Below are 17,781 nucleotides of genomic sequence, written 5' to 3'. Positions count from 1 at the left end.
GCGGATTTGGACTGCCTGAAAACGGTCGGGCGGCTTTACCTCGCCAAACGATGATCGGCGCCCCGAAAAGGCGATGATGGGTGGTGATCTGCCGTTTGCCAAAACCGTCATCGCAGCGAAGGCTGGGATCGCTGGCAAGACCGCCCTGTCCTCAAGTGTGAACACAGCGCCGCAGTGACCCAAGGCAAGCTATCACCTCAAGAGTACGCAGCGGTCCCAGCCTTCGCTGGGACGACGCATAAGTTTCGGTAGCTTGGTTGGCTAGGGGTCTGATCGCTTTGTGAGAGCCGACCCACGCATCACCGCGAACCAGAGTAAGGTGACCAAAGTGTACGGAAGTCACAAGGCGCCATACCAGCCCGGAGCAGCGCTAAGGTCATCTGCTATTGAAAGTAATCCAAAGCAGAACAGCAGACCAAAGCAGAACGTCACGAAGCCGCTTCGGATAGGACGCTCTCTATCCCATGCCAACAAATCACCATTTTCATAGAGGCCGCGAAGGCAAACCGACGTAACTATGCAAATTACCGGAAACAATATCGCAGCGAGAATGATGCTGTGCATCATTGGTATCATAATCGTGTCCCCGTCTGACGGGAGCACTCCAGCTTCTCCGACAGCGGGCCAATAAATCCAGCTTGTAGCTGGATAGCCGACGACAACGCAGATACCAAGCGCCCACGCGGCGGGTTTGGGAAACGGTAAGCGAACAGCGATCATCAAAAGATTATGCCTCTTACAGTCATGACCGCAACGGGCCGATAACAGTCAGCAGCGATAACATGTCGGTTGCTGAGTTTGCCCTCGTATCCCCGATTTTCCTACATTCGCACCGCCTGCTAGAATCGCATCGGTTCTTTCTCACCGTCGCCCCGCCGCAGCGTTTCGCTCTTCATGAGACATGCCGCGCGCATGCACTTCGTCAACAAGCGCCCCTTTCCAACATCGCCCCCGCTATCGGCAAAATAAAAAGGGCCCCGGAACCGCAGTCCCGGAGCCCTTTCTTTCAGAGTGATGCGAAGCTCAGGCCGAAACCGGCGCCGCCTTGCGGACGCCTTCGTCGACGTGGGCTTCGAACTGCTCGAAGTTGTCGATGAACTGCTTGACCAGGGTCTGCGCGGTCTTGTCGTACTCGGCCGGGTCGGCCCAGGCGCCGCGCGGGTCGAGCAGCTTCGTGTCGACGCCAGGGACCTCGACCGGGACCTCGAAGCCGAAGTTCGGGTCTTCCTTGAACTCGGCGCTGTTGAGGCTACCGTCGAGCGCGGCGTTGAGGAGGGCGCGGGTGGCCTTAATCGGCATGCGCTTGATGCCTTCCATGGTCGCCTTGCCGCCCGACCAGCCCGTGTTGACCAGCCAGCACTTCACGCCGCCCTTGGCGATGCGCTCCTTGAGGAGGTTGCCGTAGACCGAGGGATGGCGCGGCATGAACGGCGCGCCGAAGCAGGTCGAGAAGGTCGCTTCCGGCTCGGTCACCCCGATCTCGGTGCCCGCGACGCGCGCCGTGTAGCCCGAGAGGAAGTGGTACATCGCCTGGTCCGGGGTCAGTCGCGCGATCGGGGGCAGCACACCGTAGGCGTCGGCGGTCAGGAAGATGATGTTCTTCGGAACCGGCCCGAGGTTCTTCTCCGAGCAGTTCGGGATGAAGTCGATCGGATAGGAGCCCCGGCTGTTCTCGGCCAGCGAGTTGTCGTCGAGGTCGATCTTACGGGTGACCGGGTCGATCACCACGTTTTCCAGCACCGTGCCGAAGCGGCGGGTGGTGGCGTAGATCTCGGGCTCGGCCTCTTCCGAGAGGCGGATCATCTTGGCGTAGCAGCCGCCCTCGAAGTTGAACACGGCGGTGTCCGACCAGCCATGCTCGTCGTCACCGATGAGGGTGCGCGAAGCGTCGGCCGAGAGGGTGGTCTTGCCGGTGCCCGACAGGCCGAAGAACACGGCGGTGTCGCCGTCGGGGCCGATGTTGGCCGAGCAGTGCATCGGCATGACGCCCTTGACCGGCAGCAGGTAGTTGAGGATGCCGAAGACCGACTTCTTCATCTCGCCCGCATAGGACGTGCCGCCGATCAGGATCAGCTTCTCGGAGAAGTTGACCGCGATCACCGTCTCCGAACGCGAACCATGGCGCTCGGGATCGGCGCGGAAGCTGGGCAGATCGATGATGGTGTACTCGGGCGCGAAGCCGGCGAGTTCATCGGTCGTCGGGCGCACCAGCAGCGTGCGGATGAACAGGTTGTGCCAGGCGAACTCGTTGATCACGCGCACGTTGACGCGATGCTCCGGCTGCGAACCGCCGAACAGGTCGGCGACGTAGAGCGTGTCCTTCGCGGCCACCGCAGCGAGGAAGTCCTCCTTGAGCGCAGCAAAATGCTCGGGCGTCATCGGGACGTTGGTCTTGCCCCACCAGACCGTCGATTCCGTTTCGGCGTCCCTGACGATGAACTTGTCCTTCGCCGAACGCCCGGTGTGCTTGCCGGTGGCGACGACGAACGGACCGTCCGCCGAAAGCACGCCCTCACCGTTCTTCACCGCCTGCTCGACCAGGGGGGCCGTGCCGAGGTTCGCGAAGATCTGTGCCTTCGTCTCAATGCCCTGTCTGTCGAGCGGATAGCTAAGCGAAGTGGTCAATGTCATCTCCTCCAAAAGATGGCAGCCTGCGAATATATCCGTGGCCGCTGTCGCGATTCCTGCGCAAGAATCGGGCCGCGAATATGCGACAGTCTCTTTTCCGTCAATTTGGCAACAATTGGAACCTTCAAGCGGGTATCCGGGACGCATTATTCGTCCGGGCGACCTTGCCGATACCTCGCTTTTCGAGCCTTTCGGCAGCGACGCGACAGAGGCAACCGATTGCCAGCAAGCGGCTCAGACGCTAGTCAGCACCGCTCACGCAGCAAAAGGGAAATTGCGGACGCCCATGGCCGATGCATCCGATCCCCCGATCCTGGCGCAGAGCGCCCCGGCCGCACCCGCCCCCGTTCCGCGGCAGCAGACGATCGCGCTGGTCGACGACGACCGCAACATTCTCACCACCCTGTCGATAGGGCTCCAGGCCGAGGGCTTTGCGACGCGTGTCTATGCCGATGGCGGAACAGCGCTTAAGGCGCTGCTCGACAACCCGCCGGATCTCGCCATCTTCGATGTGAAGATGCCTCGGATGGACGGGCTCAGCCTCCTCCAGGAATTGCGTGCACACTCGCGGCTTCCGGTCATCTTCCTCACCTCCAAAGACGAGGAGCCGGACGAGGCACTTGGCCTCGCGCTTGGCGCCGACGACTACATCGCCAAGCCGTTCAGCCAGCGGCTGCTCGTTGCCCGCATCCGCGCGATCCTGCGCCGCAGCGAACTGGCCCGTGCCGAGCCGGAAGCAGCTTCTCCGGCGGACCTGCCTGATCCGGTGATACGCGGCCGCCTGATGCTCGACCCCGCACGCCATCAGGTGGTCTGGGATGGCAAGCCCGTGTCGCTGACGGTGACCGAATTCCTGATCCTCGAAGCCATGGCGCTGCGCCCCGGCGTCGTCAAAAGTCGCAACCAGCTTATGGACGCGGCCTACAGTGACGACATCTACGTGGACGATCGCACGATCGACAGCCACATCAAGCGCTTGCGCCGCAAGTTCCGCGCCATCGACCCTGAGTTCGTCGCGATCGATACACTCTACGGTGCCGGGTACTCTTTCACCGATGGTTGAGAAATCGCGCGCCAAGCCGCGTCCGCGCCTGGCCATTCGCCTTGGCCTGTCGTGGAGCGTGTCGCTTACCGCGCGCATCCTTGCCGTCAATGTCATCGCGCTGGCCCTGCTCGCCGGCAGTCTGTTCTACATCGACAGCTATCGGCGCGAACTGCTTGCCGAGCGCTATCGCCTCGCCAAGTCCGAGGCCGAGATCACCGCCGATGCCCTCGCGGACGAGGATTTGTCCGGGCGCCTTGCCCTGATCGCACGGATCGGCACCGAACAGGACCTGCGCCTGCGCCTCTTTGCCGCCGATGGCGACCTCGCCGGAGACAGCTTCGCGCTCGCCCGCCCGTCCTACACCCTGATCGATCCGACGCGCGAACCGTGGTATCAGGACGCCGCGCGCATACTCGATCGCGGCATGGACTTCATCCTCGGCGCTCCCCCCATTCCCGCCTACAGCGACCCCCCGGGCAGCGATGCCTCCGCATGGCCCGAAATCGCAGCCGCCCTGCACGATCGGGAAACCCGGATCAATCACCAGGCGGCACCGGATCGCACCCCCGTGATCATCGCCGCGACGCCGGTCGGCGATGACGGTACCGCACTGCTCGTGACCCGCAACGCGCGAGACATCACCGAGAACGTCCGTATGGCCCGCCAGACCCTCGCGTTTATCGTCGGCGGCGCGCTCGGTGTATCGATCCTGCTCTCTCTGTTCCTTGCCCGCACGATCGTCGAGCCACTTCGCAAGCTGGTTCGCGCCGCGGTGCGGGTGCGCCTCGGCCGCGACCGCAGTGTCGTCGTGCCGCGCCTTCCGGATCGGCGGGACGAGATCGGTCTGCTTGCCCGCGCCATTTCGGACATGAGCGGCGCCCTTCGCCAGCGCATCGATGAAGTGGAGAGCTTCGCTGCAGACGTAGCCCATGAACTCAAGAACCCGCTGACCTCGTTGCGCAGCGCCCTGGAAAGCCTCGACCGCGTCGAGCAACCTGAATTGCGTCGCCAATTGATCAGCATCGCGCAGGACGACGTCAGGCGGATCGACTTTCTCGTCACCGAGATCGCCGACGCGAGCCGCATCGACGCGCAACTCAGTCGCACCACCTTCGAGCCATTCGACATGGCCGCCCTCGTGCGTGCCCTGGTCCACGAACGCGACCAGCGCGGGGTCAACGGCGGCTGCGCGATCTCGATCATGCGCGAAGACGATCCCGACGACGACGCCCCGAGAAGCGGAGCAACGCCGCTGATGGTGTCCGGCGACGTGCCAAGGCTGGAGCGTGTCCTGCAGAACCTGCTCGACAACGCGGTGTCGTTCTCACCTCCCGGCGGACCCATCGAAATCACGCTGGGCCATGCCGGCAACCGCGTGAAGATTGCCGTGGCGGACCATGGTCCGGGCATCCCCGCCAGCACCCGTGAACGTGTTTTCGAGCGCTTCCATTCGCTCCGCCCTTCGCGCGAGGAGTTCGGCAAGCATAGCGGCCTCGGCCTCGCCATCGCCCGCACCATTGTCGAGGCACACTACGGCAGGTTGGTTGCAACGGACCGGACCGACGGCGCGCCTGGCGCACGGCTCGTCATGTCGTTGCCCAGATGGTCAGCCGAGCGATGAACGCAGCCTCCATCGCCTACCAGGCGACTGGCGTTGCCATCGGCGGTCGCGGCGTTCTCATTCGCGGCGCGCCCGGTGTCGGCAAATCCAGCCTGGCCTTGTCGCTCATCGATCGCGGGGCTGTCCTGATCGGCGACGATTCGATGATGTTGAAGCCCGCCGAGGGCCGCCTCCTGGCGCTGCCCCATCCGAACACCCTCGGAATTCTTGAAGTACGCAATCTCGGTCTGCTGCCGTTTCCTTGCGTCGACACGGCATCGGTGGCGCTGGTCGTCGATCTCGTCGCCAGTGCCGATCGCTATATCGAAGGACCGGAAACCATCGCGATCTGCGGCGTCGAACTGCCCCGGATAGCGCTCTGGCCCGAAGCCGTGACGCTGGCCATCAAGACGGAAATGGCCCTGCGTCACTACGGGCTGTCCCAATAATGGTCCCACCGGGAATTGCGGGTCTGGCCCCCTTCCCTTTCGGTTCCGCTGCGCGCAGATAGGGCGCCATGGGGAATGAAGCGGGAATGGACGACGTCATGTCGCAGGCGGCTCTGCAAGCCGCACCAACGCGCCAGCGCCTGCTGCTGGTGACGGGCATGCTGGGCGCCGGCAAAACGACGGCACTACGTGTGCTGGAAGACCTGGGCTGGGAAATCGTCGATAACTTCCCGATCCGCATGCTGGAAGCGCTGATCGACACGGCGCCCAATGGAACAGATGCCGAGCCGACTCCGCTGGCGATCGGCTTCGACTCTCGCACCCGCGGCTTCGACCCGGAGCGCGTGATCGCACAGGTAAAGGGCCTGACAGAACGGCGCGATATCGAATTGACGACCCTGTTTCTCGACTGCTCAAGCAACGAACTCGAGCGGCGATACAACGAAACCCGGCGGCGCCATGTACTTGCGGGGGATTCCCCAGTGTCCACCGGGATTCGCGCGGAGCGGGAACTCCTCGCCCCGCTACGGCGATGGGCCGACCTGCTCATCGATACCACCGAATATACGTCGAACGACCTGCAGCGCGTGATTCGCGAGCGTTTCGCGGCCAGCGAGCAAGGCGAACTCACCCTCACCGTCTCCAGCTTCGGCTTCTCTCGCGGCATGCCGCCGATCGCCGATCTCGTCTTCGACATGCGGTTTCTCGACAACCCGCATTGGGATACCGACCTGCGTCCCCAGACCGGGCTCGACGCACCTGTCGGTGACTATATCCGCAAGGATCCCGCATACGCAGAAGCATTTACGCGCATACGCGACCTGATTCTCCTGCTGCTTCCTCGCTATCGGGCTCAGGGCAAGGCCTACGTCCACATCGCATTCGGGTGCACCGGCGGCCGGCACCGCTCGGTTTTTGCGGCGGAGCAAATTGCGGCGGCCTTGCGTCAATCGGGATTTTCCCCCACATTGCTGCACCGCAACCTGGGCTCGCGCGCAGCCGATCTTCTGGAAGGAGGTCTGTGGCGTGAAAAATGAAGACACCTCCCGGGTGCACTTGCAGGTATTTCGGAGCGCTCCCCCAGCATGATCGGCATGATCCTGGTTACCCACGGCAATCTCGCCGAGGAGTTCGTACACGCGATGGAGCACGTCGTCGGCGACCAGGCTGACGTCGCGACCGTCTGCATCGGCCCGAACGACGACATGGAGCGCCGCCGATCCGAAATCGCCGACGCCATCGCCAAGGTCGATAGCGGTGAAGGCGTGATTATCCTGACCGACCTGTTCGGCGGAACCCCGTCCAACCTTGCGATCTCGCTGATGCAGGCCGGCAAGGTCGAAGTGATCGCCGGCATCAACCTGCCCATGCTAATTCGTCTCGCCAAGGCGCGAGGCTGCATGCCAGTGCGCGAAGCCGTCGCCGCCGCGCGCGACGCAGGACGCAACTACATCACGATCGCCAGCGAGTACCTGGGACAAGACGCATGATCGACTGCCGCGAATCGGTCCTGATCGTCAACAAGCGTGGCCTCCATGCCCGCGCCAGCGCCAAGTTCGTCAATCACGTCGCGGAATTGCCTGCAACCGTCACCGTCAATGTCACCAAGGACGGCGCCAGCGCCGCTGGCGGATCGATTCTCGGGCTCATGATGCTCGGCGCCGCGAAGGGCGACACGATCGAGATCAGTTGCTCCGGTGATGGCGCCGAATCCGCCCTTGCCGTGCTCGCCGGGCTGGTGCGCGACGGTTTCGGCGAAGAGTGAAACGGATAGGTTGAGATCGTGTCTTCGAACGACTGGTCGGGCGAAAGTTCGCGCCGCACCATAACCGGCTTCTCCAATCCTCTCGTCAAGTTCCTCCGGTCGTTGCGTGACAAGAAGCACCGCAAGCGCGAGCGCCGTTTCCTGGCCGAGGGCCTTCGCCTGCTTACCGACGCGCGCGAATGCGGAATCCTGCCCGATATGCTGGTCATGGCGATCGGCCGCGAGTCGCATCCGCTGCTCGATGCCCTTGAAAGCGCGGTGATCGCGGCGGGGGGAGAGATCGTCGAGATGGATGTGGAAATCCTCGCGAAAGTCACGGGAAAGGACAACCCGCAGGCTGTCGCTGGTGTTTTTGCCGAATTCGACACAAGCCTTGCTGGCATCGACCGTGCGTCCTCGCCCATCTGGCTTGTCGCGCAAGCGTTGCGCGATCCCGGTAATCTGGGAACCATGCTTCGCACCGGAGATGCCGTGGGCGCCGGAGGCCTCATCCTCATCGACGACTGCGCCGACCCGTTCTCCGTCGAGGCTGTGCGCGCCAGCATGGGTGCGATCTTCACCCAGAAACTAGCGATCGCGCGCTGGGATGAGTTCTCTTCCTGGCTTCGTGACGGGGAAGGCCAACTCGTCGCGGCCTCATTGCGCGATCCGACCAACTACAGAGAAGCGCCTTATTCGGCGCCGTGCTTCCTGATGGTCGGCAACGAATCCCAGGGTCTGCCAGCGGCGTACGAAGAAGCTTGCGACCTGCGAGTCACGATCCCGATGCTGGGAAGGGCTGACAGCCTCAATGCCGCCGTCGCCGGCGCCGTCCTCGCCTACGAGGCGCTAGCTCACCTGCGTAGAAACTGAAGCCGGACATTCATCCGATCCTCATACGCGCCATGCCAAAGGTATGGCGCCATGCGACGACTCGGTTTCCTCTTCATCACTCTGGCACTTCTCGCCGGATGCTCCGAAAGCGGGGAACGCTCGCACCTCGCACAGAGCGCCTGGCGCTTCGATCGCATCGATGGAGAGCGCCCGGTCTCACAAGCCTCGGGCATCACCTTCGATAATGGCAGGATCGGCATAGAGGTCGGTTGCAGCAGCCTGGGCGGTCCGTGGCGCATAGATGCCGACCGACTTGTCGCCGGTCCGCTCGCCCAGAGCGAGACGGATTGCGCCGCGCCGTCATGGCATCAGGGAAATGCCGTTAGCGCACTTCTGGTGGCCACCCCACGCATGACGGTGGACGGTAATCGCATGATCCTGCAGTCGAGCGGCCACACGGCGGAATTGGTCCGCACGGACGACCGCGACTGAAAGTTTAATCCGCAACTTCCACTGCTGCATCGCCCGCGTCGGCAACGTCCGCAAAACGTGGCGCCGCCTCAACCAGCGGCACTTCATCGGAAATCTCCCGCTTCCCGATCTTGATATGCTTCTCGCTCAATCGGCGAGCACGGCTCATGACGTTGCCTTCATAGGTGCGGGCGAAGTCGTTGAAGCTGTTCACGGCCCGACCCAAGTGCATCCCCACTTTCCCGAGATCGTCCTGCGTCTTTGCCAGGCTGTCGTAGAGATCGCTGCCCAGCTTTCCGATTTCCCTCGCTTCCCTGGCGAGGCCTTCCTGCTGCCAGACTTGCGCGATGGTGCGCGCTATTGCGACGAGATTGGTCGGACTGGCCAACAGGACACGGCGGTCGAAGGCATAGTCCCACAGGCCCGAATCGTGGTCGAGAGCGGCAGCGATGAAGTGCTCTCCGGGCACGAACATGATGACATAGTCCGGCGCATTCTCGAACTGGCTCTGATAGCTCTTGTTGCCCAGCGTCTGGATGTGATTGCGCATCGACGCGGCATGTTGGTCGAGGAACGCTGCGCGCAGCGTCTCATCCTCTGCCTCGAACGCGTCTTGGTAAGCATTGAGCGAAACCTTGGCGTCGATCACCAACTGCTTGTTGCCGGGAATGCGAACGATCGCATCGGGCCGCAAACGACCTTCTTCGGTATTGATCGAATGTTCGGTCTCGAAGTCGGTGTGCTCGGTCAGTCCGCATTGTTCGAGGACGTTCTTGAGCTGCTGCTCGCCCCAGCGGCCACGCGCCTTGGGCGCGTTGCGCAGGGAATTGCCAAGACGCACAGCTTCGGCCCGCACCTGCTCCTGCCCGATCCGCAAGGCCTCGATCTGCCCGCCCAGTTGGCCGAACGCGTCCATCCGCTTCGCCTCGAGCGCAGCAACCTGCTCCTCATAGCTCTTGAGCCTCTGCCCTACCGGGGCAAGCAGCGTGGCGATACGCTCGGCACTGGCCTTTTCACTTTCCTCGAACCGCGCCCCGGCTCGGCGGAGAAAGGCTTCCTGCGCGCCCTCCAGGACCTTGGCTCCGGCATTCTCGAATTCCTTGCGCAACGCTTCCTGCGCTTCGATCAGGAGCCGCTTCTGTTCGTCGAAGTTAGCGGATTTTTCACGCAGCGTCGCCAATTCCGAAGCCAGTTCGCGCTGTTCGCGCCGCAAGCCATCGACTTGCAACGCGTGGTCGATCCGGTTCTTTTCCAGCAAGGCAGTCAGTTCGCCGCGCGTCCGCTCGAGAACGGTTGCGGCTTCGTGCCGCAGGCGATCCGTCCCTACCGCATGATCGCTTCGCGCGCTTTCCAACGCCAACGCTAAATCGTCGGCGCGACTAGCGCGCTCGCGCGCAGCTTCGAGATCTGCGAAGGCCCGAAGATACTTCGCGTCCCCATCGCGCGCTTCACGCTCCCGCGTTTCTGCCTGCGTGCGCCAATGTGACACGGGACGGGAGCCGAAAAACCAACCCGCCGAGAGGCCGATGACGAGCGCGAGAATCGTGGCGACAGCAATTTCCATCGCCACAGATTATCGGAACATTTCAGGAACGCAAATACCTTACTCGACTTTTCCACGCCAAGGCGCGCAAAATCGCGAGTCTCAGGCTGCCCTGCGCAGCTTTTCCAGCTTCTTGAGCGCCATCTGGCGCTTGAGGCGCGACAGGTGGTCGATGAACAGGATGCCTTCCAGATGATCCATCTCATGCTGGAGGCAGATCGCCATCAGGCCTTCCATGTCCTCCTCATGCACCTTGCCATCGAGATCCTGCCAGCGGGCACGGATGCGGGAGGGCCGTTCGACGTCGGCGAATATCTCGGGCACCGAGAGGCAGCCCTCCTGGTAGACGATATGGTCTTCCGAAGGGTCGAGAATCTCGGGATTGATGAAGATCCGCGGCTCCCGCTTGGTGGGCTGGTGCGTGTGGTGATGATCACCGTGCGAGTGGCAAACCTCGGGCTCGGCATCCTCGTCCTCGGGCTGCAGGTCGATCACGAGGACGCGCTGGGGAACCCCGACCTGAATCGCGGCGAGACCGATGCCGGGAGCATCGTACATCGTCTCGAACATGTCTTCGACGAGCGCGCGCAATTCGTCGTCAAACGCTTCGACGGGAGCGGAGACCTGCTTCAGGCGCGGGTCAGGAACTTCAAGGATTTCGCGGATAGCCATTTCCGCCAGATAATCGCGATATGCGATTTTCGCAAGAACGTGCCGCCGATCACGCTGATCGATCCGCCAACTGTATCAGGAGACCGGCCGACGCGCTCGTATGGCTTGCGCCAGAGTCCCCTCATCTAGGTAATCGAGTTCGCCGCCCACCGGCAGGCCATGAGCGAGTTGGGTTACCCGGATGGGCAGGCTCTCAAGCCGTTCGGCTATGTAGTGGGCCGTCGTCTGGCCCTCCAGGGTCGCGTTCATGGCGAGGACCACCTCGTCGATGCCCCCATCGCCAATGCGGCGCAGGAGAGTGTCGATCGCAAGGTCCTCTGGCCGCACGCCGTCCAGCGCGGAAAGCCGACCGCCAAGGACATGATACTTGCCGGTGAACAGGCGCGCGCGGTCCAGCGCCCAGAGGTCCGCCACTTCCTCTACAACGCAGAGCGAACGGGCATCGCGGCGCGGATCGGCGCATATGCCGCAGGGATTCGTGGTGTCGACGTTGCCGCAGACGCCGCATTCGACAAGCGCCGCACGCACGGACTCGAGAGCGTCGACCAACTGAACGAGCGCGGTTTCCCGCCGCTTGATGAGCCAGAGCACTGCCCGACGCGCCGAGCGCGGGCCGAGGCCGGGCAGGCGCGACAGGGCGGCGGTCAGCGTCTCGATCTCTTGCGATGCCATGGATCGGGAGATAGGGCCTGCGCCTGCCCTTAGGAAGCCCGCCCGCACCGCCATCAAGGAGTTCCCCACATCATGCGCATCATCTTCATGGGAACGCCCGATTTTGCCGTGCCCGCGCTCGTCGCGCTGATCGAGGCCGGGCACGAAGTCATCGCCGTCTACACCCAGCCACCGCGCCCCGGCGGACGGCGTGGCAAGGAACTGACCCCCTCGCCCGTCCACCGCGAAGCCGAGGTTCGGGGGATCGGGGTGCGCCATCCCGTGTCGCTAAAAAGCCCCGAGGCCCAGACCGAGTTCGCGGCGCTGGACGCCGACATCGCCGTTGTTGCGGCGTATGGGTTGATCCTGCCGCAGGCAGTGCTCGACGCGCCGCGGCTCGGTTGCCTTAACATCCACGCCTCGATCCTGCCGCGCTGGAGGGGAGCGGCGCCGATCCAGCGGGCGATACTGGCGGGCGATCCGACCACTGGCGTTACAATCATGCAGATGGAAGCCGGGCTCGACACCGGGGCCATGCTGGCGACGCTCCGGACCACTATCGATCGCAAGAGTGCCGGCGAACTGACGGCCGAGCTTGCAGACCGGGGAGCCCAACTGCTGGTCGGGACCCTGCGCGACCTTGCCGTGCATCGCCCCGTGCGCCAGCCGGAGGAGGGGGTGACTTACGCCCACAAGATCGACAAGGCCGAGGCCCGGATCGATTTTTCGCGGGAGGCCGAAGCGGTCGAACGCCAGGTCCGCGCCTTCATGCCGGTGCCCGGCGCCTTCTTCGAACTCGACGGCGAGCGGTACAAGGTGCTCGCCGCCGAGATTTCCGAAGGCAGCGGCGAGCCCGGGGTGACGCTCGACGACGGCCTGACGATCGCCTGCGGCAGCGGTGCGCTGCGGGTCACGCGCATCCAGCGGGCCGGAAAGCCGGCCATGGATGTCGCCGACCTGCTTCGCGGCCGACCGGTTCCGGCGGGGACCCGGCTCGGCTGAGGTTCAGGCCTTTTCCGGCATCCGGCGGACCGGCGGCTGCTCGTCGGCCCAGCGTCCGTGGCCTTCGCGCAGGGTTCCGGCGAGCTTCTCCCAGGCCGCGACGGGCTTGTCCTTGACCCGGATGTTGAAGCTGTCCGTCGTGCGGAACTCCAGGACTTCGGCGCCTTCCAGCCCTGCGGTATAGGCATAGGGCACTTCGCTGCCGACGAAGAAGCCATCGCCCGCCGACAGGGTTTCGGTGCCCATGCAGATCGAGCCGGCGACGATGTAGTACAGGCAATCGCAGTCGTGGGTGTGCAGCGGCAGAGGGAAGCCGCTCTTCACCCAGAGGCGCGCCAGGCTCATCCCCTCGCGGCGGTAGGGGACATCGGCATATTCGCCGCGCACCGCCATCGCCTCGGCCAGTTGGGCCTGCGCGGCGAGGAGGTTCGGCGTCTCGCCCTCGTAGGCCATGCAGGCGCATTCATCGAGCGTTGGGGCATCGGCGCCGCGGAAGATCTCGAAGCGGGGGCGCTGTGTCTCGGCCATTTTCGGCTCCTTTCCCGGTCAGGCGCGGATGGTGCCACCGTGCGCCCTTCCCGCCAAGCCCATTGCGCGAGGGCGCCAGTCCTGTATCGGCGGGGCGAAATGACCCGTTTCGCGCTCACTCTCGAATTCGACGGCGGCCCGTTCATGGGCCTGCAACGCCAGTCGCACGGCCCTTCGGTGCAGCAGGCGGTGGAGGAGGCGGCCTTCGCGGTGACCGGCGAGAACGTGGTCATGCACGCCGCCGGACGGACCGACGCGGGCGTCCATGCGCTTGGCATGAGGGCCCATGTCGAGATCGCCAGGCCCATCGCGCCGTTCCGGCTGATGGAGGCGCTGAACGCCCTGCTGCGCCCTGCCCCGATCGCCGTGCTCGACTGCGTGGAGGTAGCGGACGACTGGCACGCGCGCTTTTCGTGCACGGGCCGCGCCTACGTCTACCGCATCGCCAACCGGCGGGCGCCGCTGACGCTGGAGCGCGGCAAGGCGTGGCAGGTGGCCAAGCCGCTCGACGCCGAGGCCATGCACCGGGCGGCGCAGGCGCTGGTGGGGCGGCACGACTTCACCACGTTCCGCTCGGCGCACTGCCAGTCCGCCTCGCCGCTCAAGTCGCTCGACCGGCTGGCGGTGCGGCGCGAAGGCGAGATGGTGCTGGTGGAAGCGGCGGCGCGGAGCTTCCTGCACCACCAGGTCCGCTCGATGGTGGGCTGCCTCGCCCTCGTCGGCATGGGCCGGTGGCGGGAGGAGCAGGTGGCCGAAGCGCTGGAGGCAAAGGACCGGCAGGCGCTTGGCCTCAACGCGCCGCCGGACGGATTATATTTCGTTCACGCCGCCTACCCCGGCGAATGACGCCGACGAGGGCGCGCAAGTTGATGTAGTACATGCTCGCGGCCACTTTCCATGTGGGCGAGAGGATGCGCGGGATCGACGGTGTGAAAGAACCGGCGCGAAAGTAGCAGCGTCCGGCGATGTAGGAAAATCGCGCCGGACCTTGTTGCGATTACCGGTCAATACGATTTCGGACAACTTGGTGCAGGTCGGGCACACCCGCGCGACATCTGGCGCGCAGAGGGGGAGCATCCCAACGACGATGGATGCCGCCATATGTCCCGCCTGCTCTTCGCCCTTCCCGCCCTCGCCGCGACCTTGGCCGCGCTTTCCGGCGTCGCCGCCATGCCCGCCAGGCCAGCCGCGGCGATCATCGGCGAGAAGGAGCCGGTGAACCTTGGCCGCATGGTGGTGACCGCGACGCCGCTCTGACGCGGCGGCGAGCGCGGGGGGAGTGGTAATGCGAGACGCGGCGCTATAGGTGGGCCGGGAAAGTCCCGGCAATTTCAGGTATCAGCATGGCCCGCAAGCATTCCAGACATGGTCCCTACGAAGACCTGCACGACGAGGAAGAGGCCGCCGCGCCGCCCCCGCCGTGCTGGCTGTGCGGACGGGCGACCGGCAAGACCATCGTCTGGCACCATCCCGTGCCCAAGAGCCGGGGCGGGCGCGACGTGGTGCCGATGCACTCGATCTGCCAGCAGACGCTGATCGCCAACTTCACCAATTCCGAACTGCAACGCCACGGCATGGACGTGGAGGGGCTGCTGGCCGACCCCAACGTGCGCAAGTTCGTCGACTGGGTGGCGAACAAGGACCCGGACTTCACCGCGACGATCACCAAGAAGAAGCGCTGAACCCCGCCCGGACGAGCGCCTCGCCGCGACCGGTGCCCCGGTTCGGCCCCGCTTCAGTCCTCGCATTCCAGCAGCTTGCGCAGGAAGCCCTGCCGCACGGAGACGGGCGCGGCGCTGCCCATGACGGCGGCGCCGGTGCTCGCCAGCCGGGCGAAGCGGCCGTCCTCCAGGCGCCCCGCCGCCACTTCGCGCGCGACGACGTGCTGCAGCGTGGGCGGGTCGATGGCCTCGCTGCCGGCCATCGCTTCCTCGATCGCGAAGCCGCGCATGTCCGAGCGGATCGCGGTCTTCAGCGCGGCGGCATCCCGGCTCTCGGCCTCGAGCGTGCGGACGGCCTGCGCCATCACCGCCGCGAACACGCCGAGCAGCGCCACGCGGTCGCTCTCGCCGCGAACCTCGCCCAGCAGTGCGGCGATGCGGTGCCGTGTCCCGATGGGGTCGATCCCCTTCGCGCGGCTCAACTCGTCGAGCAGCGCGGCAACCTTCCTGTCCATTCCAGTGTCCCTTGCGTGACCGCCCGCGCGGTTCCGCCTCTATCCGAACGCCTCGAACGAAAACGGGCGCGCTTCCGCCGGAAGCGCGCCCGTTTTCCGGTCGCGGCCGTCAGGCCTTGCCGACGACGCTTTCCGGCAGGTCCTTGCCGAAGACGCGCTGGTAGTATTCGGCCACCAGCATCCGCTCCGTCTCGTCGCACTTGTTGAGGAACGAGAGGCGGAAGGCGAAGCCGACGTCGCCCTTGAAGATCGCGGTGTTCTGCGCCCAGGTGATGACCGTGCGCGGGCTCATCACGGTCGAGATGTCGCCGTTCATGAAGCCCTGGCGCGAGAAATCGGCGACCTTGACCATGTTGGCGATCGTGCCCGCGTCGATGTCGGGCACCTTGGCGGCGACAATCGCGGTTTCGGTACTGGCGGGCAGGTAGTTGAGCGCGACCACCAGGTTCCAGCGGTCCATCTGGCCCTGGTTGATCTGCTGCGTGCCGTGGTAGAGGCCCGAGGTGTCGCCAAGGCCGACCGTGTTGGCGGTGGCGAACAGGCGGAAGTGCTTGTCCGGGCGGATCACGCGGTTCTGGTCGAGCAGGGTCAGCTTGCCCTCGGTCTCGAGGATGCGCTGGATCACGAACATCACGTCCGGGCGGCCCGCGTCGTATTCGTCGAACACCAGCGCCACCGGGTGCTGGAGCGCCCAGGGCAGCAGGCCCTCGCGGAACTCGGTCACCTGCATCCCGCCGCGCAGGACGATCGCGTCGCGGCCGATCAGGTCGATGCGGCTGATGTGCGCGTCGAGGTTGATGCGGATGCACGGCCACCTGAGGCGCGCGGCCACCTGCTCGATGTGCGTCGACTTGCCGGTGCCGTGGTAGCCCTGCACCATCACGCGGCGGTTGTAGGCGAAGCCCGCGAGGATCGCGAGCGTGGTGTCCGGGTCGAACACGTAGGTCTCGTCGAGGTCGGGCACGCGCTCGTCCGCCACCGAGAAGGCGGGGACCTTCCAGTCGATGTCGATCCCGAAAGTCTCGCGCACGTCGACTTCGGTATCGGGAGCGGCCAGCACGGTGGCGTCGCGGTTCTCGGCGGTGATGTTCTTGGAGTCTGTCATTGCAAGGCAATCGCCTAAAGGACGGGGCGCTGCATCGCAATAAGGTTTGCTTGCACGAGGGTGCTCAACTCGCGCATTTGGGAGGGAGGCTGAACAGGTCGACGAAACGCTGCGCCAGTCCGGCGTCACCCTCGACCGCGAGCCCGGTCCCGGCGATCGGCCACTTGCCGTAGAACGTCGCGAGATAGGGGAAGCCGCCCTCGGCCCTGAATACGAGGTCGGGCGCGGGATCGCCATCGCCGGCGGGATGAATCGCCAGCTCGCCCTCGCCGAGCCGGGCGAGGAAGCGCGCGGAGCCGACCTCCAGCCGTGCCGTCAGCGCGAGATCGCCGATCCGCTCGGGCACGATCATCGTGCGCATCGAGAGCATCAGCGAGACCGGCGTGATCGGCAAGGTGGGATCGTGCAGCGTCGATCGCACCGCCCAGCGGCCCAGTTCCTGCATCACCGGCTCCAGCGCCAGTCCCCACTCGGTCAGCGCATAGACCTGCACCGACGCGGGCGGCGGCAGCATCTCGCGCCGGACGATGCCGGTGCCCTCCAGCGTCTCCAGCCGCTCGGTCAGCGTCTTGGCGCTGAGACCCGGCAGTTCGGCGCGAATCTCTCCGAAACGGCGCGGGCCCAGCATCATCTCGCGTATGATGGGCAGCGACCAGCGCTCGCCGATCAGTTCCATCGCGAAGGCGGCCCCGCAGGCATCGCCATACCAGCGGCCATGGGTGCGGGCCTTGTCGTCGCCAGGGCCTCCGGTCGTCGTGGATCTGGTGCGACTCGTTTCTTTTTGTAACTTCATGGTTGCTTTTAGTTACCACCGTGGGCACCGTCAGGCAAGAGGCGATTCGGGAAGCAACCCTCGCCGAACTGGAGAGACCGACATGACCCGCATGATCTTCGTGAACCTCCCCGTCACCGACCTCGACCGCGCCAAGGCGTTCTACACCGGCATCGGCTTCGTCAACGAACCGCGCTTCACCGACGAGACCGCCGCCTGCATGGTGTGGTCGGAATCGATCTACGTGATGGTGCTCACCCACGAGAAGTGGAAGGGCTTCACCGACCGCCCGATCCCCGACTCCGGCTCGAGCGAGGTCATGCTCTGCCTCTCGTGCGACAGCCGCGAGGACGTCGACGCGCTCAACGCGCTGGCCGGCCGGCACGGCGGCACCGCCGACATCAGTCCGCCATCGGACTATGGCTTCATGATGAGCCGCAGCTTCACCGACCCGGACGGCCACTTCTGGGAAGCCATGTGGATGGACCCGGCCGCGGCCTCGGGGGAAGTTCCGATGGAACCGGCCGCCTGACGCGCAGATAACGACACGCTGGAGAGAGA

The 17,781-nt window shown here is 64.9% G+C and carries 22 protein-coding genes; 13 read left to right on the top strand and 9 right to left on the bottom strand.

What is annotated here, in order from left to right; all coding sequences use genetic code 11:
• Nucleotides 1-339 precede the first annotated feature (339 nt).
• Nucleotides 340-564 (bottom strand): hypothetical protein, encoded by a 225-nt coding sequence (locus VMR39_RS25230; RefSeq protein ID WP_325420392.1) that lies wholly within the window; start codon nucleotides 562-564, stop codon nucleotides 340-342.
• Between the two features lie 459 nt (nucleotides 565-1,023).
• Complete coding sequence (locus tag VMR39_RS25225) at nucleotides 1,024-2,631, bottom strand: phosphoenolpyruvate carboxykinase (RefSeq protein ID WP_325420390.1); 1,608 nt, start codon at nucleotides 2,629-2,631, stop codon at nucleotides 1,024-1,026.
• A 283-nt stretch (nucleotides 2,632-2,914) separates the two neighbouring features.
• Here VMR39_RS25225 and VMR39_RS25220 point away from each other — a divergent pair, with 283 nt between their 5' ends.
• From VMR39_RS25220 to VMR39_RS25185, 8 genes are all read left to right on the top strand, one after another.
• The gene (locus VMR39_RS25220; RefSeq protein WP_325420394.1) at nucleotides 2,915-3,691 is read left to right on the top strand and encodes a response regulator transcription factor; all 777 of its coding nucleotides are present in this window, start codon (nucleotides 2,915-2,917) and stop codon (nucleotides 3,689-3,691) included.
• The gene (locus tag VMR39_RS25215; protein ID WP_325420388.1) at nucleotides 3,684-5,294 is read left to right on the top strand and encodes a sensor histidine kinase; all 1,611 of its coding nucleotides are present in this window, start codon (nucleotides 3,684-3,686) and stop codon (nucleotides 5,292-5,294) included. Before VMR39_RS25220 ends, VMR39_RS25215 begins: the two co-directional genes overlap by 8 nt.
• Nucleotides 5,291-5,722, top strand: a complete 432-nt coding sequence (locus VMR39_RS25210) for an HPr kinase/phosphatase C-terminal domain-containing protein (protein ID WP_325420386.1) — start codon at nucleotides 5,291-5,293, stop codon at nucleotides 5,720-5,722. Before VMR39_RS25215 ends, VMR39_RS25210 begins: the two co-directional genes overlap by 4 nt.
• 86 nt (nucleotides 5,723-5,808) lie before the next feature.
• The gene (gene rapZ, locus VMR39_RS25205; protein ID WP_325420384.1) at nucleotides 5,809-6,759 is read left to right on the top strand and encodes an RNase adapter RapZ; all 951 of its coding nucleotides are present in this window, start codon (nucleotides 5,809-5,811) and stop codon (nucleotides 6,757-6,759) included.
• Between the two features lie 48 nt (nucleotides 6,760-6,807).
• Nucleotides 6,808-7,212 (top strand): PTS sugar transporter subunit IIA, encoded by a 405-nt coding sequence (locus VMR39_RS25200; RefSeq protein WP_325420382.1) that lies wholly within the window; start codon nucleotides 6,808-6,810, stop codon nucleotides 7,210-7,212.
• Nucleotides 7,209-7,487 (top strand): HPr family phosphocarrier protein, encoded by a 279-nt coding sequence (locus tag VMR39_RS25195; protein ID WP_325420380.1) that lies wholly within the window; start codon nucleotides 7,209-7,211, stop codon nucleotides 7,485-7,487. Before VMR39_RS25200 ends, VMR39_RS25195 begins: the two co-directional genes overlap by 4 nt.
• A gap of 18 nt (nucleotides 7,488-7,505) precedes the next feature.
• Nucleotides 7,506-8,339, top strand: coding sequence for an RNA methyltransferase (locus tag VMR39_RS25190; RefSeq protein ID WP_325420378.1), 834 nt, complete (start codon nucleotides 7,506-7,508; stop codon nucleotides 8,337-8,339).
• A gap of 51 nt (nucleotides 8,340-8,390) precedes the next feature.
• The gene (locus VMR39_RS25185) at nucleotides 8,391-8,792 is read left to right on the top strand and encodes an META domain-containing protein (RefSeq protein WP_325420376.1); all 402 of its coding nucleotides are present in this window, start codon (nucleotides 8,391-8,393) and stop codon (nucleotides 8,790-8,792) included.
• 4 nt (nucleotides 8,793-8,796) lie between these two features.
• On the opposite strand, the gene rmuC is transcribed toward VMR39_RS25185, so the two are convergent.
• From rmuC to recR, 3 genes are all read right to left on the bottom strand, one after another.
• Complete coding sequence (gene rmuC, locus VMR39_RS25180) at nucleotides 8,797-10,335, bottom strand: DNA recombination protein RmuC (protein WP_325420374.1); 1,539 nt, start codon at nucleotides 10,333-10,335, stop codon at nucleotides 8,797-8,799.
• An 81-nt stretch (nucleotides 10,336-10,416) separates the two neighbouring features.
• Complete coding sequence (gene def, locus VMR39_RS25175) at nucleotides 10,417-10,986, bottom strand: peptide deformylase (RefSeq protein ID WP_325420372.1); 570 nt, start codon at nucleotides 10,984-10,986, stop codon at nucleotides 10,417-10,419.
• A 75-nt stretch (nucleotides 10,987-11,061) separates the two neighbouring features.
• The gene (recR, locus tag VMR39_RS25170) at nucleotides 11,062-11,658 is read right to left on the bottom strand and encodes a recombination mediator RecR (protein ID WP_325420370.1); all 597 of its coding nucleotides are present in this window, start codon (nucleotides 11,656-11,658) and stop codon (nucleotides 11,062-11,064) included.
• Between the two features lie 72 nt (nucleotides 11,659-11,730).
• On the opposite strand from recR, the gene fmt reads away from it, so the two are divergent.
• Nucleotides 11,731-12,639, top strand: a complete 909-nt coding sequence (gene fmt, locus VMR39_RS25165) for a methionyl-tRNA formyltransferase (protein WP_325420368.1) — start codon at nucleotides 11,731-11,733, stop codon at nucleotides 12,637-12,639.
• A gap of 3 nt (nucleotides 12,640-12,642) precedes the next feature.
• Here the strand turns inward: fmt and VMR39_RS25160 are convergent, their stop codons facing one another.
• Nucleotides 12,643-13,167 (bottom strand): hypothetical protein, encoded by a 525-nt coding sequence (locus VMR39_RS25160; RefSeq protein ID WP_325420366.1) that lies wholly within the window; start codon nucleotides 13,165-13,167, stop codon nucleotides 12,643-12,645.
• Nucleotides 13,168-13,266: 99 nt separating this feature from the next.
• Here VMR39_RS25160 and truA point away from each other — a divergent pair, with 99 nt between their 5' ends.
• The 3 genes from truA (at nucleotide 13,267) to VMR39_RS25145 (ending at nucleotide 14,849) form a co-directional block, all read left to right on the top strand.
• Nucleotides 13,267-14,013 (top strand): tRNA pseudouridine(38-40) synthase TruA, encoded by a 747-nt coding sequence (gene truA, locus VMR39_RS25155; RefSeq protein WP_325420364.1) that lies wholly within the window; start codon nucleotides 13,267-13,269, stop codon nucleotides 14,011-14,013.
• Nucleotides 14,014-14,268: 255 nt separating this feature from the next.
• Nucleotides 14,269-14,424: a hypothetical protein gene (locus VMR39_RS25150; RefSeq protein ID WP_325420362.1), complete on the top strand. Its 156-nt coding sequence runs from the start codon at nucleotides 14,269-14,271 to the stop codon at nucleotides 14,422-14,424.
• An 86-nt stretch (nucleotides 14,425-14,510) separates the two neighbouring features.
• A complete protein-coding gene (locus VMR39_RS25145) occupies nucleotides 14,511-14,849 on the top strand; it encodes a hypothetical protein (protein WP_325420360.1) in 339 nt (112 codons plus the stop codon).
• Nucleotides 14,850-14,902: 53 nt separating this feature from the next.
• Here VMR39_RS25145 and VMR39_RS25140 read toward each other — a convergent pair whose 3' ends face one another.
• From VMR39_RS25140 to VMR39_RS25130, 3 genes are all read right to left on the bottom strand, one after another.
• On the bottom strand, nucleotides 14,903-15,343 hold the full coding sequence (locus VMR39_RS25140) for a hypothetical protein (RefSeq protein WP_325420358.1): 441 nt from the start codon (nucleotides 15,341-15,343) through the stop codon (nucleotides 14,903-14,905).
• 109 nt (nucleotides 15,344-15,452) lie between these two features.
• Complete coding sequence (gene cobS, locus VMR39_RS25135; RefSeq protein ID WP_325420356.1) at nucleotides 15,453-16,448, bottom strand: cobaltochelatase subunit CobS; 996 nt, start codon at nucleotides 16,446-16,448, stop codon at nucleotides 15,453-15,455.
• Between the two features lie 64 nt (nucleotides 16,449-16,512).
• The gene (locus tag VMR39_RS25130; protein ID WP_325420354.1) at nucleotides 16,513-17,241 is read right to left on the bottom strand and encodes a helix-turn-helix domain-containing protein; all 729 of its coding nucleotides are present in this window, start codon (nucleotides 17,239-17,241) and stop codon (nucleotides 16,513-16,515) included.
• An 82-nt stretch (nucleotides 17,242-17,323) separates the two neighbouring features.
• Between VMR39_RS25130 and VMR39_RS25125 the strand changes: the two genes are divergently transcribed.
• Nucleotides 17,324-17,752: a VOC family protein gene (locus VMR39_RS25125; protein ID WP_325420352.1), complete on the top strand. Its 429-nt coding sequence runs from the start codon at nucleotides 17,324-17,326 to the stop codon at nucleotides 17,750-17,752.
• Nucleotides 17,753-17,781 lie beyond the last annotated feature (29 nt).

Source organism: Sphingobium sp. (assembly GCF_035511395.1).
Classification (GTDB): Bacteria; Pseudomonadota; Alphaproteobacteria; order Sphingomonadales; family Sphingomonadaceae; genus Sphingobium.
Note: the sequence above shows the minus strand (reverse complement) of the source record. Positions and strands in the feature narration are given on the sequence as shown.

What these genes read in the sequence shown, in the direction of transcription:
- VMR39_RS25215 (WP_325420388.1), top strand. Translation starts at nt 3,684, where the DNA reads ATGGTTGAGAAATCGCGCGCCAAGCCGCGTCCGCGCCTGGCCATTCGC.
- truA (WP_325420364.1), top strand. Translation starts at nt 13,267, where the DNA reads ATGACCCGTTTCGCGCTCACTCTCGAATTCGACGGCGGCCCGTTCATG.
- recR (WP_325420370.1), bottom strand. Translation starts at nt 11,658, where the DNA reads ATGGCATCGCAAGAGATCGAGACGCTGACCGCCGCCCTGTCGCGCCTG.
- rmuC (WP_325420374.1), bottom strand. Translation starts at nt 10,335, where the DNA reads ATGGAAATTGCTGTCGCCACGATTCTCGCGCTCGTCATCGGCCTCTCG.
- VMR39_RS25225 (WP_325420390.1), bottom strand. Translation starts at nt 2,631, where the DNA reads ATGACATTGACCACTTCGCTTAGCTATCCGCTCGACAGACAGGGCATT.
- VMR39_RS25130 (WP_325420354.1), bottom strand. Translation starts at nt 17,241, where the DNA reads ATGAAGTTACAAAAAGAAACGAGTCGCACCAGATCCACGACGACCGGA.
- VMR39_RS25230 (WP_325420392.1), bottom strand. Translation starts at nt 564, where the DNA reads ATGCACAGCATCATTCTCGCTGCGATATTGTTTCCGGTAATTTGCATA.
- VMR39_RS25210 (WP_325420386.1), top strand. Translation starts at nt 5,291, where the DNA reads ATGAACGCAGCCTCCATCGCCTACCAGGCGACTGGCGTTGCCATCGGC.
- VMR39_RS25200 (WP_325420382.1), top strand. Translation starts at nt 6,808, where the DNA reads ATGATCGGCATGATCCTGGTTACCCACGGCAATCTCGCCGAGGAGTTC.
- VMR39_RS25195 (WP_325420380.1), top strand. Translation starts at nt 7,209, where the DNA reads ATGATCGACTGCCGCGAATCGGTCCTGATCGTCAACAAGCGTGGCCTC.
- VMR39_RS25125 (WP_325420352.1), top strand. Translation starts at nt 17,324, where the DNA reads ATGACCCGCATGATCTTCGTGAACCTCCCCGTCACCGACCTCGACCGC.
- VMR39_RS25140 (WP_325420358.1), bottom strand. Translation starts at nt 15,343, where the DNA reads ATGGACAGGAAGGTTGCCGCGCTGCTCGACGAGTTGAGCCGCGCGAAG.
- VMR39_RS25220 (WP_325420394.1), top strand. Translation starts at nt 2,915, where the DNA reads ATGGCCGATGCATCCGATCCCCCGATCCTGGCGCAGAGCGCCCCGGCC.
- cobS (WP_325420356.1), bottom strand. Translation starts at nt 16,448, where the DNA reads ATGACAGACTCCAAGAACATCACCGCCGAGAACCGCGACGCCACCGTG.
- VMR39_RS25185 (WP_325420376.1), top strand. Translation starts at nt 8,391, where the DNA reads ATGCGACGACTCGGTTTCCTCTTCATCACTCTGGCACTTCTCGCCGGA.
- VMR39_RS25145 (WP_325420360.1), top strand. Translation starts at nt 14,511, where the DNA reads ATGGCCCGCAAGCATTCCAGACATGGTCCCTACGAAGACCTGCACGAC.
- def (WP_325420372.1), bottom strand. Translation starts at nt 10,986, where the DNA reads ATGGCTATCCGCGAAATCCTTGAAGTTCCTGACCCGCGCCTGAAGCAG.
- VMR39_RS25160 (WP_325420366.1), bottom strand. Translation starts at nt 13,167, where the DNA reads ATGGCCGAGACACAGCGCCCCCGCTTCGAGATCTTCCGCGGCGCCGAT.
- fmt (WP_325420368.1), top strand. Translation starts at nt 11,731, where the DNA reads ATGCGCATCATCTTCATGGGAACGCCCGATTTTGCCGTGCCCGCGCTC.
- VMR39_RS25150 (WP_325420362.1), top strand. Translation starts at nt 14,269, where the DNA reads ATGTCCCGCCTGCTCTTCGCCCTTCCCGCCCTCGCCGCGACCTTGGCC.
- rapZ (WP_325420384.1), top strand. Translation starts at nt 5,809, where the DNA reads ATGGACGACGTCATGTCGCAGGCGGCTCTGCAAGCCGCACCAACGCGC.